General features: G+C 30.8%; 10 protein-coding genes and 1 other annotated feature. Of the genes, 6 read left to right on the top strand and 4 right to left on the bottom strand.

From position 1 onward, the window contains the following. Positions 1-4: 4 nt before the first annotated feature. Positions 5-931, bottom strand: a complete 927-nt coding sequence (locus C661_RS0100355; protein ID WP_017413303.1) for a diacylglycerol/lipid kinase family protein — start codon at positions 929-931, stop codon at positions 5-7. A gap of 281 nt (positions 932-1,212) precedes the next feature. Between C661_RS0100355 and C661_RS0100350 the strand changes: the two genes are divergently transcribed. From C661_RS0100350 to C661_RS24155, 4 genes are all read left to right on the top strand, one after another. Beyond that, on the top strand, positions 1,213-2,022 hold the full coding sequence (locus C661_RS0100350; protein WP_017413302.1) for a ZIP family metal transporter: 810 nt from the start codon (positions 1,213-1,215) through the stop codon (positions 2,020-2,022). Between the two features lie 704 nt (positions 2,023-2,726). After that, entirely contained in the window at positions 2,727-3,296 is a 570-nt protein-coding gene (locus C661_RS0100340; protein WP_017413300.1) for a helix-turn-helix domain-containing protein, read from the top strand. 20 nt (positions 3,297-3,316) lie between these two features. Further along, the gene (gene proC, locus C661_RS0100335) at positions 3,317-4,126 is read left to right on the top strand and encodes a pyrroline-5-carboxylate reductase (RefSeq protein ID WP_017413299.1); all 810 of its coding nucleotides are present in this window, start codon (positions 3,317-3,319) and stop codon (positions 4,124-4,126) included. Positions 4,127-4,316: 190 nt separating this feature from the next. Then, positions 4,317-6,272 carry a sensor histidine kinase gene (locus C661_RS24155; RefSeq protein ID WP_017413298.1) on the top strand — a complete coding sequence of 652 codons (1,956 nt, stop codon included), beginning with the start codon at positions 4,317-4,319 and terminating at the stop codon, positions 6,270-6,272. 194 nt (positions 6,273-6,466) lie between these two features. Here the strand turns inward: C661_RS24155 and epsC are convergent, their stop codons facing one another. Beyond that, on the bottom strand, positions 6,467-6,991 hold the full coding sequence (gene epsC / locus C661_RS0100325) for a serine O-acetyltransferase EpsC (RefSeq protein ID WP_017413297.1): 525 nt from the start codon (positions 6,989-6,991) through the stop codon (positions 6,467-6,469). 18 nt (positions 6,992-7,009) lie between these two features. After that, positions 7,010-7,918, bottom strand: coding sequence for a cysteine synthase A (cysK, locus tag C661_RS0100320; protein WP_017413296.1), 909 nt, complete (start codon positions 7,916-7,918; stop codon positions 7,010-7,012). A 214-nt stretch (positions 7,919-8,132) separates the two neighbouring features. Continuing rightward, positions 8,133-8,372: a binding site (T-box leader), on the bottom strand. A gap of 421 nt (positions 8,373-8,793) precedes the next feature. Between cysK and C661_RS24370 the strand changes: the two genes are divergently transcribed. Beyond that, a complete protein-coding gene (locus C661_RS24370; RefSeq protein ID WP_017413295.1) occupies positions 8,794-12,990 on the top strand; it encodes a S8 family serine peptidase in 4,197 nt (1,398 codons plus the stop codon). 290 nt (positions 12,991-13,280) lie between these two features. Beyond that, positions 13,281-15,680 (top strand): hypothetical protein, encoded by a 2,400-nt coding sequence (locus C661_RS20970; protein WP_017413294.1) that lies wholly within the window; start codon positions 13,281-13,283, stop codon positions 15,678-15,680. Between the two features lie 125 nt (positions 15,681-15,805). On the opposite strand, the gene C661_RS0100310 is transcribed toward C661_RS20970, so the two are convergent. Beyond that, a complete protein-coding gene (locus C661_RS0100310; RefSeq protein ID WP_017413293.1) occupies positions 15,806-16,852 on the bottom strand; it encodes an FAD:protein FMN transferase in 1,047 nt (348 codons plus the stop codon). Positions 16,853-16,865: the final 13 nt, after the last annotated feature.

Here is a 16,865-nt window from a genome sequence, read left to right as displayed (position 1 = left end):
AAGACTATAAATTTATAGTTTCCCTTAATTCATAATTATTACATATGCTTTCCTGTGGCAACATAACTTTTAATCCATTTGGGATTATATTAAATTCTGCGTGATTTGTTCTTAATAGTTCGCCATCCACATTTAAAGCAAATTCCATAGGTGAGGAAATAATAGCTTTTTTACAGTTATGATAAGAAACCTGTTTAATATCTTTTATATTACCATCAAAGGCTTTTTTTATAGAAAGTAATAATTTTAAAATAGTAACTTTTTCAATACTGCAAATGTCTAAATTACCATCAAAGATATTGGCATCAGGAGTAATATAAATGCCACCACCATAACACTTTCCATTTGATACAGCTAAAAGAAAGGTCTTTTGAGTTATATGGGTATTATCCACTAAGATTTGTAAATCCATAGATTTAAATCTAAAAGCAGTATAAAAAACACTTGTTAAGTATGACAGGCTATTAGGAAAGAACTTATTATACTTAAATTTTCTAGCATTGTAGGCCACCTCTGCATCAAATCCTACAGAAGAGATATTAAGATAATATCTATGATTTACAGAGGCTAAATCAACAGAGCAAAGTTTTCCGTTAATTAATAAGTGGAGATAATTATCAGCTGTTAAGTCTCCATAAAGGGTCTTCACAAAATCATTACCGGTGCCACAAGGAATAATAGACAATAAGCTATTCGTACCAATTAAACCATTAAGAACTTCATTAACAGTACCATCTCCACCAATAGCAAACACGTGATAGGTATCCTGTGAGCAGTAATCCCTAGTGATTTCTTCTCCGTGATTTTTATACTGAGTTAATTTTATATGGAACTCTATATTTTTATCCTTAAAATATTCTTCAATTTTACTAATGTACTCTAACCCTCGTCCTTTACCAGCAACAGGATTAATTATAAATAAGTATTTCATAGAGTATACCCCCATGCATTTAATTTTTTAGTCGTTTATAATCATAACTTTAACCTTAGGTTCATTTCAAAATCTAGTTTTATAATTTACCTACGTATATTTTAGCATTTATCAATTATAAAGTCTAAACAAGATTTATTAAGATAAGAAGAAGCTTAAATTTTAATAACCACTTTTTAAGTTTTGAATAGGATATAGTAGCGAAGTTTTCACTCATAGCTAAATTAATACGGATTTTCCGTAGGGTTTCAATACCTAGGATAATAAAAGAGGTGATTATTATGGAGTGGTTTCTTACCCTAAGCCCTGTGTATCAAGCATTACTTGCAACTTTATTTACTTGGGGAGTTACAGCGCTAGGGGCAGCATTGGTGTTTTTCTTTAAGAATATAAATAAAAAAGTTTTAGATGCAATGATGGGATTTGCTGCAGGGGTTATGATTGCAGCAAGCTTTTGGTCTCTTTTAGCTCCAGCCATTGAAATGGCTGCTGAAGCAGGAGGTGTTATCTGGCTTCCACCAGCTATTGGATTTATAGGAGGAGGATTATTTTTACTTTTAGTTGATAGGATAATTCCACATCTCCATGTGGGTTTTAAGACAGAAGAAGCGGAAGGAATAAAAACAAGTTGGAAAAGAAGTGTATTACTGGTTTTAGCAATAACCCTTCACAATATTCCAGAAGGTTTAGCAGTAGGGGTTGCTTTTGGAGCCGTAGCTGCTGGGCTTCCATCGGCAAGTTTAGCTAGTGCCATAGCTCTTGCTATAGGAATTGGGATTCAGAACTTTCCAGAGGGTGCAGCGGTATCTTTGCCATTAAGAAGAGAAGGCTTTTCCAGACTAAAAAGCTTTGCTTACGGGCAAGCATCAGGTATAGTAGAACCAATTGCTGGAGTTATAGGAGTTATAGCAGTAATGACTATGAGGTCCTTATTACCTTTCGCACTATCTTTTGCGGCAGGTGCAATGATCTTTGTAGTTATAGAAGAATTAGTTCCGGAATCTCAGTTGGGAGGAAACACAGATTTAGCTACCATTGCTACCATCATGGGATTTGTTGTAATGATGATTTTAGATGTAGCTTTAGGTTAAATTATATTTAAATTATTAAAAGACTTAATATTTAAGATAAAAATTCTTCTAATACGAAATAATAGTATTAGAAGAATTTTTAAGTTTTTAATAACATTTTTCAAGTAGGATTATTGAATTTCAATTAGTGAGAGTTTTATGGCGGAAGGTGAAGTTTGTTATAATAAAGGTAGTTTTGGACCAGTAAATTCTGATTTAAAACAGTTGAAGAAGTTAAGTTATTTATTACTTATTAAGTTAAAAATGTTAATTAACTTAAATGTAAATATTATATAGACAATATACCTATTTTTGAGTAATAATTATTATATATAAGTTGTAAAAATGTTTCTATATTAATCAATAAATTAGAAGCAACTTGTATAAAAGAGAATGCAAAAGTAGGCTTATTATTAGTGTAGTATCTTTATTACATTATATATTAAAAAAATTGTTGTAATTAATTATTAAATTTGAAGTTAGAGACAAACTACTAAATGATGGTTTTTTATATTAAGATATAAACTAATAGGCAAATATAGGGAAATAGAGTTAAAACTTAACTTATACATAAGTCCTAACCGGGGTCCCTTAAAGGTTTATGGAGATGGATAATTTAAAGTCCCATCATAGAACCCCATAATAAGTTATATAAGTTAACTTATATTATGTTTCAAATTTGATTTAGTTTAAAATAATTATAGAACTGAAGAGGTGGAAATACATTGAATAAAGTTATCGGAAGTAAAGTTAAAGAATTAAGAACGCAAAAAAAAATGACTCTAAAGGAGTTAAGTGAAAAAACTAATTTATCTACAGGCTTTCTTTCTCAACTTGAGAGAGGACTTACAAGCATTGCTACAGATTCTCTTTTAAGTATTGCAGAGGCACTTGAAGTAGAACTATCTTATTTCTTTTCAAGTACGAAAAGAAAGGAAAGAGTTATCCAAAGAAGTTATGAAAGAGAAGTACATAATATAGATAACTGCTTATATGTAAACTATGTTTTATCAAATAGTATAAACGATAAAACAATGTTGCCTAGACTTATAGAAATATTACCTAATTCTAGTGATGAAGAATTATCTTCCTTTCACCATGAAGGTGAGGAGTTTATCTATGTACTAGAAGGAATACTTACTTTGTTTATCAATAATGAAAAACAAAACTTACATCCTGGTGATTGTGCTCATCTTGATTCAAAAGCATGTCATAACTTTACTAACTATACAAATAAAATTACTAAAATATTAATTGTAAGTATCCCTAATCATCTTAATGATTCAAACAAGTAAGGCATAATTAGGAGGAATTTATGAACAAAAGAATTGGCTTTATAGGAACTGGAAATATGGGAAAAGCAATGATTGGAGGAATAGTAAACTCTAAGCTTGTTCCATCAAACAATGTAATTATCTATGATTTAAACAATGATAAACTTAATGCTATAAGGGATGAGTATAACGTAGAAATAGGCAGTAGTGAAGAAGAAGTTGTAATAAATTCAGATATATTATTTATAGCAGTAAAACCTAATATTTATGATTTGGTATTAGAAAAAATCAAGGGAAAACTAACAAAGGACAAGATCATCGTTACTATTGCAGCAGGAAAAACTATAAAAAGCGTAGAAGAAGTTATAGGAAAAGAGTACAAAGTGGTTAGAACTATGCCTAACACTCCAGCTTTAGTTAATGAAGGAATGAGTTCTCTTTGTGCTAATGAAATTGTTTCTGAGGAAGAACTTAATCAGGTGAAAACTATTTTTGAAAGCTTTGGTAAAGCAGAAATATTACCAGAACACCTAATAGAAAGCGTTATAGGTGTTAGTGGCTCTTCACCAGCATACACCTTTATGTTTATAGAAGCTCTTGCTGATGGCGCTGTACTAGCGGGAATGGCTAGAGATAAGGCTTACAAATTTGCCGCACAAGCTGTCCTAGGAGCTGCTAAGATGGTACTAGAAACAGGAAAGCATCCAGGTGAATTAAAGGATATGGTGTGCTCACCAGGTGGCACAACTATAGAAGCTGTTAGAACTTTGGAAGAAAGAGGCTTTAGAAGTGCAGTTATTGAAGCAATGATAAATTGCATGGATAAATCAAAAGAAATGAGCCAAAAGTAACAGGAGAGTATTAAAATATAATAACATTGAAGCTCATACATAAAACACCCTCATAATATGAATAATTATTATGAGGGTGTTTTTTTATAAAAATACAAAAAAATAAAAATTAGAACCAAAGAGACTAATTAAGTTAGTTAAGGAAGAAACTATAATTAAATATGAAAGTAAATAAACTAAGGAGGTTATTATGAGATGTATGAAAAAAGCTTTAATTTTATTATTAACCATTATTTTTATTAAAGCTTCTAATATGGAAGTATACGGACAATCAATGAAAGCTGAAAAGATGTATGAAATTCTTATAATAAACTCTTATGACAGAGAACAACTTTGGGAAAAAAATATAGTATCGGGATTTCAAAAAAACTTGAATGGCAAATTTAATGTTATATATACAATAGAGTACTTAGACTTAAAAAGTAACAATTCTAATGAATACTTTAAAGAATTAAGTGACATTTTAAAAATAAAATACAAAGAAAAAAACTTTGATTTAATACTTGCTTCTAATGATGAATCATTAAATTTTATAAGGGAATATCATGAAATATTGTTTAAAGAAATTCCTGTAGTTTTCCTTGGTGTAAATAGCAAAGTAGAATTAACCTCTGAAGAACAAAAATACTTTACAGGACTTTCAGATAATGTAGATGAGAGATTAAATATAGATATTATAAAAAAACTTTATCCCGAAATAAAAACTATTAATTTTTTATTAGATGATACTACTTATTCTAGAAATACTAAAATAAGATTAGAAAAGGTTAGACCTTATTATTATGATTTAGAATTTAATTACATAGAGGGTGCAAAGATAGATGAGGTGATTGAAAAGGTTTCAAAGACTTCAAAACCTTATGTAAACTTAATAGTAGGAATTTTTTCAGATGGAGACGACAAAGAATCTTTGCCTAAAGAAGCAGTAAATAAGTTGAAAGTCACTAATAATTATCCCATATTTTCAAAGTCTGAAAATTATTTAGGCCAAGGAGTTTTAGGTGGAAAGATGGACCTAGGAGAAGAACATGGCAAAATGGGAGCAGATATTGCTATGAGAATTTTAAGGGGAGAATCAATGAAAAATATTCCTATTCTTGAGGAACCTCCAGGAACGTACATCTTTGATTATAAGCAGATGAAGAAGTACGGGATTTCTATCAATGAAATACCACAAAATAGCGTAATAATAAACAAGGGAAATTATGAAATGATGGTAGTTGCTGGGGGGAAAGCTAAAGTCATACTAATGATGAATGGTTTAATAATAGTGGTGTTTTTAATAGTTTTTTATAATATATATCTTAGAAAAAAGGGGGAAAATGATAGAAAAACTTATAATGAAGTTTTAAAATATGATAAGCTAAAAACAGAATTTTTTTCAAATATTTCTCATGAACTTAGAACACCATTAAATGTAATACTTAGCACTGTACAATTATTAGAGGTATATATAAAACAAGGAAGAATTAAATTTGAGGATGAGAATTCTAAAAAGAAGATAATATACATAAAACAAAATGGATATAGGTTATTAAGACTCGTTAATAATATTATAGATATAACAAGAATAGAATCAGATTTTTACGAGTTGCAATTGCAAAATAAAAATATAGTAGAAGTTATAGAGGATATTACTTTATCTGTAGCTGATTACATAGAGGGACATTCTATTGAACTTATATTTGATACAAATGTTGAGGAAAAGATTATGGCTGTAGACTTACAGAAGATGGAGAGAATAATGTTAAATTTATTATCTAATGCTGTAAAATTCACACCTAAAGAAGGTAGTATATTTGTAGAACTCCAGGATCAGGGAGAAAAAGTTAAAATTTCAGTTAAAGATAATGGAATAGGAATTCCTAAGGATAAACAAGGAAGTATATTTGATAGATTTGCCCAGGTGGATACATCACTTTCAAGAAAAAGTGAAGGAAGTGGTATAGGACTATCATTGGTGAAAGCCCTAGTGGAGCTTCATAGAGGAAGTATCCATATTGAAAGTGAGGAAGGACAGGGATCTACATTCATTGTAGAAATACCAGCAGAAATTGCTGAAAATGAAGATTTAGGAGGAGAACATAATTCAAATACTGAACTAAAGAACAAAGTTATATTGGAGTTTTCTGATATATATGATTAATGGTATAATCTGTGAATAAATTATGCATAGAGCATCATTAAGTTATAAAATTCATAAAAGTTTAAGAGGCTAAGTGGATTTATAGCTTATATAAATTATAGTAAATATTAATATAAGTATACATGGATATAAATAGGGATTTAGTTAAAAGAGTTAAACCTCTTATACTAAATCCCTGTTTTTATTTTTCATATCTATGGTGAAAAGTAGTCATCCCCTAAAATCTTTCCAGGGATACCTACCACAGTTTTATTTTCTGGAACAGATTTTAAAACCACAGCATTAGCTCCTACTCGGGAGTCTTTACCGATATCAATAGGCCCAAGAATTTTGGCACCTGCACCTATTATAACATTATCTCCTATAGAGGGGTGTCGTTTACCTTTTTCTGTGCCAACTCCTCCTAATGTAACACCATGATAAATAGTAACATTGTTGCCGACTTCAGCAGTTTCTCCTATAACTACACCCATTCCATGATCAATGAAAACTCTTTTGCCAATTTTGGCACCTGGATGAATCTCAATACCTGTAAAAAATCGAGAAATTTGAGATATTAACCTGGCTATAAAATAAAGTCTTAATCTGTAAAGTCTATGAGAAATATTGTGAAAAAATAGGGCGTGAAGAGATGGATATAAAAATACCTCCATCACACTTCTAATTGCAGGATCTTTTGAAATTATATTATCTATATCTTCTTTAAGTCTATTGAACATATCACCACTACCTAAAAATTATTGAAAAAGACCCATGGATAAATATTTTTCCCCACTATCTGGTGCTATTACAAGGATTTTTTTTCCTTTTCCCAATTCTTTAGCAAGAGCTAAAGCGGCAGAAATTGCTGCTCCAGAAGAAATTCCTACTAAAATCCCTTCCTCATTAGCTAATAATCTTGCTGTATCAAAGGCAGCTTCGTCACTAACAGTTGAAATTTTATCAACCACCTTACTATCATAGTTATCAGGTATAAAACCAGCACCAATACCTTGTATCTTATGGGGTGAATGAGTACCACCAGATAAAATTGAGGACTTTGAAGGTTCTACGGCATTAATAAGGATTGAACCTTTAAGTTCTTTTAGTCTTCTACCAACTCCTGTTATAGTACCACCAGTGCCAACTCCTGCAACAAAAGCATTTAAGTCGGGTACATCGTTTAAAATTTCTTCTGCAGTTGTTTCATAATGCTTGTTAGGATTTGCGATATTTACAAACTGTTGAGGTACGAAAAAGCTATCATCTATAGCAATTTCTTTAGCCTTTTCTATAGCACCTTTCATGCCCTTGGCACCTTCTGTTAAAACAAGTTCTGCTCCATAAGCTTTAATCATATTTCTTCTCTCAACACTCATAGTATCAGGCATTACGATTATAACTTTGTAGCCTTTTAACTTTCCAATCATAGCAAGTGCAATTCCTGTATTACCACTAGTGGGCTCTACAATTGTACCATTTGGTTTTAGAACCCCTAACTTTTCTGCTTCTTCTATCATTCCCAGTGCTGCTCTGTCTTTGACACTACCAGCAGGATTGTATTTTTCAAGTTTCACATAAACCTCTGCCATGTCCTCATGAACTATATTATTTAACTTTATTATTGGGGTATTGCCTACCATTTCTAAAACACTATTATATAACATTTGATTTCCTCCTTAGGTTTAATTTCATATTTTCTATAACACAAATACATCATAATCAATAAAATATACAAACTTACAAAATGGACTAAAAACATAATTGAAACAATACTAACAATGGTAAAGTATTCCTGGAAATTTAAGCGCTTAAATCCTCATACATAGTGAAGTTAGTATAACCAGAATAATCAATAAAAAAAGCCTCGTCTCTATAATATATAGAGACGAAGCTTTGTATGCCTTCGCGGTTCCACCCTAATTAGATATAAAATATCTCACCTCATTCAGGTACAAAAATACCTTATCGCTATAACAGGCGAACCTGGATAGTCTTACTAAAAACTTTCAGACTTCTGCTCCAAAGGGCACTTCACATAAATTATCAGTAGAAACTTCACACCATCGTTTCCTCTCTGGAACCTATATCTATGTTACTTTCCTTTTTCAATGCATTTAATTCTTAGTTAATTACTCTGATTTATATTTATATTATATGACAAAAATAAAATTTGTAAACCCCTAAATTATGAAAAAAATAAAAATTCACTCTAGAAATATTTAATAATAATTAAATAAACTTATATAGATATAGAGGTATGTATTAAATAAAAAAAATAAAGATTAAACTATCAATTAAATTTATTCTTAATTTAATAATATTTTATTTAAAGAATTATAAAAAAAGCTTAAATTATGAATAAAAGAACCCTTAAAAGTAAGAATATAGTTAAATTTTTGTAAAAATTATGTGTATTTTTTTTGTTGAAATGGAAAAATCTCAATATTATAATTGATACATAAGTGTATAAATATTTAAAATATTACAAAATGTACTTATTTTGGATATTACATACATGTAGAAATAGGGGGTTAATAATATGAAAGATACTTTTAGAAAAAGTATGTCTAAAACTCTGGTTGGAATAGTTGTTTCAACAATAGTTCTAGGAAACCAAGTGGAAGATGTACAAGCTAAAGAAAATGGGGAAACTTTATTAAGAAATGCTATCTACAAGAATATGAAAAAGGACTCTGTCTCAAAAGACATATTTGTTAATGATGAAAAAGAAAATGTTAGCGAGTTAATAAGAGTCATTGTTGAAGTAGAAGCTCCGGCAGCAGCAGAAGTGGCAGGAAATGCAAAGGCATCAGGTCAACAGATAAATGTAGCTAAGTCAGCACAGTTGCCGGTTATGGGGGAAGTAAAAAAGATTATTGGTACTGACATTAAAAATTCCTTTGGTAATTTAGTTAATGGTTTTAGTATAGAGGTTAGAAGAGGCGAATTAGAGAAGATTAAAAATTTACCAGGAGTAAAAAATGTAACGGAAGTTAAAAAGTACTATGTAGATATGAACTCTGCTAAAGAACTTACTCAAGCAGAAAATGTTTGGAAAGATTATGGATATCAAGGAGAAGGTATGTTGATATCTATAATTGACACTGGAATAGATCATACTCACAAAGATATGAGACTTGACCAAGATGGTAAAGACAAAGTCAAGTTAAGCAAAAGCGCAGTTGAAGAAAAAATAAAAACTCTTGGTAAAGGTACTTATTTGAGTGAAAAAGTTCCTTTTGGATATAATTATGCTGATAAAAATAATACAGCAAAAGATAGTACTGATAGTATGCATGGAATGCATGTAGCAGGAATCGCTGCTGCTAATGGAAGTGATGAGGAAGTAAAGACAGGAAGTGCAGTTGATGGAGTAGCACCAGATGCCCAATTGTTAGCTATGAAGGTATTTTCTAATGGACCGTTAAGTAAAAGTGCATTTTCTGATGACATAGTAGCAGCAATTGAGGATTCGGTAACTCTTGGTGCAGATGTAATTAATATGAGTTTAGGATCTAGTTCAGGTTTTATGGATTCAGAAGATCCACAACAAATAGCTATAGAAAGAGCAACAAATGCAGGAGTTTCTGTTGTAGTTTCTGCAGGAAACTCTCAATACTCAACTGCACCTAATAAATTTAACTCTATGACAGATATAGGAATAGTAGGTTCACCAGGAGTTGCTAAGGATACTCTCCAAGTAGCTAACTTTGAAAACAACAAGATAACACTAGCAGATACAGTATACTTAAAATCAGGAGATACTTTATTAGGTAAATGTGGATTTACAAAGGCTGGAGTAGATGTTTATTCAAAACTTAATGGAAAAGAGTACGACGTTGTTGATTGTGGAAGAGCTAATGATGGTAGTGCATTCCAAGGAAAAGATGTTAAAGGTAAAATTGCCTTAATTGAAAGAGGAGATACTAGCTTTGATAATAAAATAGCTAATGCTCAAGCTGCTGGAGCTATTGGGGTTATTGTTTATAATAATTCCAGAGCTGACGAGGAAGCATATATGAGCATGGCAGTGACTATTGCTGATAATAGGAATATACCAGCAACTTTTGTAAGGCGTAGTTCAGGGCTGAAAATTGTAGAAGCCATAAAGAATGGTCAAAATCCAAAAGTGAGCTTTAAAGAAGAAGTGATTTCAGAAGCTAATGCAGATGCTGGAGATTTTGATTCAAGTACTTCTTGGGGAGTGACTCCAAGCTTAGATTTCAAACCAGAAATATCTGCACCAGGTGGAGATATTTACTCTACAGTAAATGATAATAAGTATGAAACTATGAGCGGAACATCAATGGCTGCACCTCATGCTACAGGTGGACAAGCATTGATAATTCAAGGAATTAAAAAGAACAATCCTAGTATAAAAGGTAGAGACTTAAGCAGACTTGCTAGATTTACAGCTATTAATACTGCAGAGATAAAGATGGATAAACATGACCCAACTACACCTTACTCTCCAAGAAGACAAGGTGCTGGTATGATGCAAATTGAAAATGCTATAAAAAATAATGTTATATTAACCTACAAGAAAGATGGTAACGCTGTTACTGCTTTAAAGGAAATAGGAAAAACAACAACCTTTGAACTAGAGCTTGAAAACCTAGGGGATAAGCCTGTGACCTATGATGTAGAAAGTTTAGGCGTTTTAACAGATCAGTCAGATTCTATTAGCTCTATGCACTACGTTGAAAAAATAGATCAGGCAAGTGTGAAATTTGACGTGAACAAAGTAACTGTACCAGCAAAAGGAAAGGCAATGGTTAAAGCAACATTAGATGTGGCAGATGGGGTTTCTACTGAAAGATTTTTAGAGGGATTCATTAAATTCAATACTTCAGATGCTCCAGATTTAGTGATGCCTTATATAGGATATTATGGAGATTGGAGTAAGGAAGAAATTTTAAATATACCTATGTGGGAAGCTAGTACAAAGGATCATCATTTATATCTAACTGATACTGATAAAAGATCTTTAAAGTCTACTGTAGTTACTCAAGTTACTGAAGGAGATAAGGTTTACAATTCTTATCTTGGATATGATGGAGCAACTGGCAAGTATAATGAACCAAAAATTGATAAGAATACAATTGCAATTTCACCAAATGGAGACAAACAAGGAGATGTAATAATACCATCATTATATCACTTAAGAAATGCTAAGAATACAGTGGTAGTAGTTCTTGATAAGGATGGTAAGGAACTTGGAGAAGTTGCTAAGCAGTCAAATATAAGAAAAAGAGAATATGCGAAAAATCCAATTAGAACAACTTTAATGGATCTTGCTTGGGATGGAAGTATATATAATAAATCTACTGGAAAGAATGAAATACTACCAGAGGGTCAATATACAATAGATATAAGATCATCAGTGGATTTACCTAATGCAAAACCACAAAGCTTTATAGTTCCAGTGAAAATCGATTTAACAGCTCCAAAAGTTGAAATTAAAGATGTAACAAAAGTAAGTGGAAACACTTATAAACTTCAATGGACAATGGAGGATATACAATCGAATCTAGAAGTTGGTGGAGCTACTATATTTGTTGATGGAAAGGAAGTTGCAATAGACTGGAAAAAAGTAAATGTAGAAAATGGTGTTTATAGTTATGACTTAGATTTGACTAGTGGAGCATTAGAAATCACTGTAGGTGCTTTAGATAGAGCACAGAACTTAGGAGTTGCATCTAAAAAAGTGATGATAAATCTTCCACCAGCTAAGGTAACCTTCGAAACTGCTGCAACAGGTGAATTTGTTTCAGATTCTGCTGAAACTTATGTAATTAAAGGAAAGTTAAATAGACCAGTTAAGGAGTTTACTATCGGGGGAGAAAATGTTGTATTGAAGAATGACTTATCATTTGCCCATGAAGTGAAATTAAAGCAGGGTATGAATCAGATAGGAGTCTATATAAAAGATTTCGATGATAAGGTTATAGCTGAATATGCTATAAAAGGAGAATGCGATACAATTTCTCCAGTAATAAACTTAGATGTGGCAAATGTAGACAATGATAAAAACACTTTGACAATAGCACCGAATCAGAAAAAGATAAATATAAAAGGTAAAGTATCTGATAATACCTTTGGATATAAGTTTTATGTAAATGGAGATGCCTTAATAAACGTAAGTAATAGTGTTGCAGGAATTGAATACAATGAAAGAACATTTGAGAAGGAATTGGATGTTAAAGAAGGCGATATTGTACAGGTTAAGGCTGTTGATTTATATGGACATGAGACTGTTAAAAATTTAAAAGTTGAGATAGATAATGTTGCACCAGCAATTACTATCTCAGGGGTTGAAGATGGAAAAGTATATGAGAATTCAGTAACTCCAGAAATTACTGTAGATGACTCAAAAGCTGTTGTAGAGCTTAAACTTAATGGGGAAAGTTATGCAAAGGGAACTGAAATTAAAAAATCAGGAAAGTATGAACTTCAAGTAAGTGCAACTGATGCAGTGGGAAATAAATCTGAGAAAGTTGTTAAATTTGAAATCAAAGAAAAGGCAGCGGATAACCCAGGTGGAGCGAATAATGGAGGCACAACTTCAGGAGGAAATACGTCAACAACTACTGGCGGTACTTCAAATGGCACTGTGACTGCAGGTATTCCACAAGCTGGAGCAGCAATGGGAGCTACAAATACAATTGCTGTAGGAACAATTTTATCAGTTATTGGGGGAGCAATATTCACATTATTTAGACGTAAACAAAAATAGCATTCTAAAAGAAGGTCTACTTTATGTAGCCTTCTTTTGTTTATGGTAAGCATAATTTGTTTTATACTAATACAGTATTATGATAAAATTGTTATAAATATTAAATATAAATGGATATCAATCTGTTTTAACAATTATTTTTAGTGTAAAATTAATTGAAAGCTTTAAAGTTGAAAGTATTTAGTTTAGTATAAAATAAGTTTATAGTTAAAGATAGAGAATATATTTTTTTATAAATTTGGCAGGCTAGATAATATAAAATGTTATTTTAAATATAAGGAGGAGTAGTTTTGATATTAACTCAGCAGATTAACTTTTTAACTAAATGTGCAAAAAATATGGACAAGTTTCAACTATATCTTAATATTGGTGATAAGAAGATAAGTTGTGAGCCAGCATTAGCTTTAAAAAAATATTATAAATGGAGTTTAAAGTATTTATATAATGAGGATATGGAAGAAGGGGAAATAGACGGTTATCTAAAGAAAATTATAGAAAAAGAAGATTATAAGGCTTTAATAAAAATGGAATATACTGATTTTAGAAATTTAGTAGTAGCCTACTACTCTTTAGGAGAAATATATTTTCATGAAAATCAAATAGAGTTAGCTAAAGAGTATTTTGTTAAGGTAATTGAGATTCTAGAAGAAACCTTAAAGTCAGGAAATAGATATGCTCATACACTAATGATAGAAAAAGAGGATGTAAGCTTCTTTGAACTTATGATGTGGGCTAAAAAGAATTTAGCAGACATGAAGGAAGATACAGCTTCAATTGAAGAATATGATGGGATTATAAGTGAAGGAGAACTTCTTTACCTTCAAAAGAACTATTCAATATACATAAGATCCAAGAAACTTGAAATTGTAGATAGAGCTTATGAAGCCGCAAGAAGCATTATCAAAGTCTATCCAGAGTATGAAAATGTAAATATAGATGCAGTAGAGTTTTTAAGAGAGTCAAAGAGCTATTATAATGCATTAGACATTGCAATTAATGAATATAAAAGAACTGAAGAGGATAAATGGATTGATCTAGTTGAAAGTTTATGTGAAAAACACGAAAACTTTAATATTCAATGTTTAGAAAAGGTCATTAACTTTCTAGATTTACTTCTTTGGAACTTAAAACTTAGCTCTTGGGGAAGTATTGCAGTAAAACTTTACGAAACTATAGACTCTTGGGACACTGCATTAAATCAGTATGTAAGATATTTAAATAGTGCATTAAATAAAGTGAATTACAAAACTACAGATTTCTCCTACTTTCCTCACTGTATTAATATTATAAATAAAGTATTTAATCATATTAAACTTAATAAGTATGAAAATAAGGAATTAAGATCATATGAGTTTAATTTTACATTTTTATTATTAAATGCAGCTATGAAGAATAAAAACTATGAAGATGCTTTTGAGAGCATTACAAAATTAAATTTCATTTCAGGAGAAAATAATAAGGAAAAAAAATATATCGAAACAGTTATAGGACAGTACAAAAAAACATGTATCGAGAACTTGAACTTGGAAAGAGAAGATTTAGGGGAAAAGCCATGGGTGTATCTATGGGAAAAGTTAGATTACTCAATTAAGCAATATGGTGAAGCTAAAGAGTGTCCCTTATTAGAAATTAATACTAAAGCCTCAGATGTGAAAAATGAAAGTGATTTGAAACTCAATTTTTATAACTTTAAGGATTCATTATTTAAGGAAATCTGTAATATTGAAGAAAATATTACTAGGGAAGATGAAATAGTAAGTAACAAGCTTAAGGTTATGGAAGAAGGAATTTATGAAAATAAAACCATTGAAACAGGGATTAACACTGATCTAAAAGAGTTTGAAGATAAAATCAAAAATGATTTAGAGTTTTTAAAGGAGTATAGCCATAATAAAATGAACATAGCTATACCAGATTTGTTGGAAAAAAACTTAAATGAAATCGATGAATTTGAGGATATAAAAACTGTAAAAAGTCTTTCAGAAGAAAAATTTAAGGAAATTATAATAAAATGGTGCGATGAGAACCTAAATAGTTTACTATGGGAACAATTCAATGTTTACTTAGCTAAGTATAAAAATATTTACTTAGAGCATATGAGCATAATAAAAAACATTGAAGAAAACAGAAAAACTGTAGCTGCTGTTTATGAGGAATTCACTAAAGAGATTTTACCAATAGAAATTAAAACTCCTGAAGAGGTTTTAGAAAGTTTTAAGAACCATTATAGTGACTTCTCAAAGGGAGTAAACTATGACATAAATATTTTTCCTCAAGAAAGTTTAGTACAAAACTTTGCTCATTCTGCAAAAGGTTTATTTAAAAAGCCTGAGGATAAGATACAAATTTTAAGAAGTAGGATTAAAACCACAATTATTGAGGTAAAGTTAGATATAACTAATAAGCTAGTAGGAAACATATTTAAGGGGCTAGAGGATTTATGCTCAACACTTCAGAGGGAAGTTCATAGTTTATTTGGAGAAATATTAAAGTATACTACTCAAGATATAGAAATTATAGAAAAGAACTATGATAAAGTTAAACTTTATTATGAAGATTTGAAAAAACGTAATGAAGAGATGGATACTTTATTGGGATTTATAAAGGCAGAAGTGAATAAATATGAAGCTCAGTTGTCCTATAACATAGTCTATAGCAATGGCAAATGTTATAGAGTAAAAGGTGATTAAAGATATTAAATAAGGGAGCCAAGATGGACTTATAGGTAAGATAACTTATAAGTCCATCTTGGCTTTCTTAACCTTTGTGCAAGATAAATAAATATCAGCTTAAAGGTATATAAAAAAAAGATACTTTATTTAATTATTTCATATTTTGAGGAGGTTAAATGAAAATTATTCTTAAGACCTTCAGTTAAATATAGTTTATGATCTTTTGAAACAAATATAGCTTCTGCACCAGGTTGAGCATTAATAAATTCTAAGCCTTTGTCAATTCCTAGGGCAAAAAGAGTAGTTGAAAGAGAATCACCATCAATAGATTTATCCGTTAGTATGGATACTCCAAGTATTTCACTTTCATAGGGGTATCCAGTCTTAGGATTTAATATGTGATGATATTTTTTTCCGTTTGATTCGAAAAATCTTTCATAAATACCAGAAGTTACAATAGACTTATTAGTGACCTCAATATAACCAATGCTTGAGCCTCTTGCATCCTCAGGATCTTGAACACCAATTTTCCAGTTGGAGCCATCAATTTTTGAACCTACTGCAAAAATATTTCCACCCAAATCGATTATTGCACTTTTCACGTTGTTTTTAGTTAAAAGGCTAGCAACTTCGTCAGCAGCATATCCTTTTGCTATGGCACCTAAATCTATTATCATGTTTTCTTTTTTTAAGAAAATTGATTTATTATTTTCATCCAAAACTAAATCCTTATAATTAATTAAGGATTTTTTTTCTGCTATTTCTTCTTCAGTAGGAAGCTTTGCAGCATCTGTGCCAATGCCCCAAAGCTTAACAAGTGGACCAATGGTAATATCAAGAGCACCATCAGAAAGTTTTGAGTATTTTAAGCCTTGAGAAACTACTAAAAAAGTATCATCACTAACTTCTACAGGGGCTTTTCCAGCCATTTCATTTACCTTGTCAAGTTCAGTGCCAAGTTTGTTAATGCTTAAGATATCCTCTAATTCCTTTAATCTTGTAAAAGCTTCATCTAAGATTTTTGGATCCTTATTGTCATACAAACTTATAGTACAAGCAGTACCTATAATAACTTCAGTTTTAGTTAAAGGTTGCCCCTTGCTTGTTGAATTATTAGATTTACAACCAGACAAAGATAAAGTTGTAATAAAACACAATATAAATATAAGGAAAGATTTAAAAGATTTCATTTCATCCTCCAAT

It is taken from the genome of Clostridium tunisiense TJ (assembly GCF_000300195.1).
Lineage (GTDB): Bacteria > Bacillota > Clostridia > Clostridiales > Clostridiaceae > Clostridium_J > Clostridium_J tunisiense.
This window is presented reverse-complemented; position numbering and strand designations above follow the sequence as displayed.

Coding starts and splice junctions, on each gene's coding strand:
- C661_RS0100355 (WP_017413303.1), bottom strand. CDS start 931: ATGAAATACTTATTTATAATTAATCCTGTTGCTGGTAAAGGACGAGGG.
- C661_RS24370 (WP_017413295.1), top strand. CDS start 8,794: ATGAAAGATACTTTTAGAAAAAGTATGTCTAAAACTCTGGTTGGAATA.
- C661_RS0100350 (WP_017413302.1), top strand. CDS start 1,213: ATGGAGTGGTTTCTTACCCTAAGCCCTGTGTATCAAGCATTACTTGCA.
- proC (WP_017413299.1), top strand. CDS start 3,317: ATGAACAAAAGAATTGGCTTTATAGGAACTGGAAATATGGGAAAAGCA.
- cysK (WP_017413296.1), bottom strand. CDS start 7,918: ATGTTATATAATAGTGTTTTAGAAATGGTAGGCAATACCCCAATAATA.
- C661_RS0100310 (WP_017413293.1), bottom strand. CDS start 16,852: ATGAAATCTTTTAAATCTTTCCTTATATTTATATTGTGTTTTATTACA.
- epsC (WP_017413297.1), bottom strand. CDS start 6,991: ATGTTCAATAGACTTAAAGAAGATATAGATAATATAATTTCAAAAGAT.
- C661_RS24155 (WP_017413298.1), top strand. CDS start 4,317: ATGAGATGTATGAAAAAAGCTTTAATTTTATTATTAACCATTATTTTT.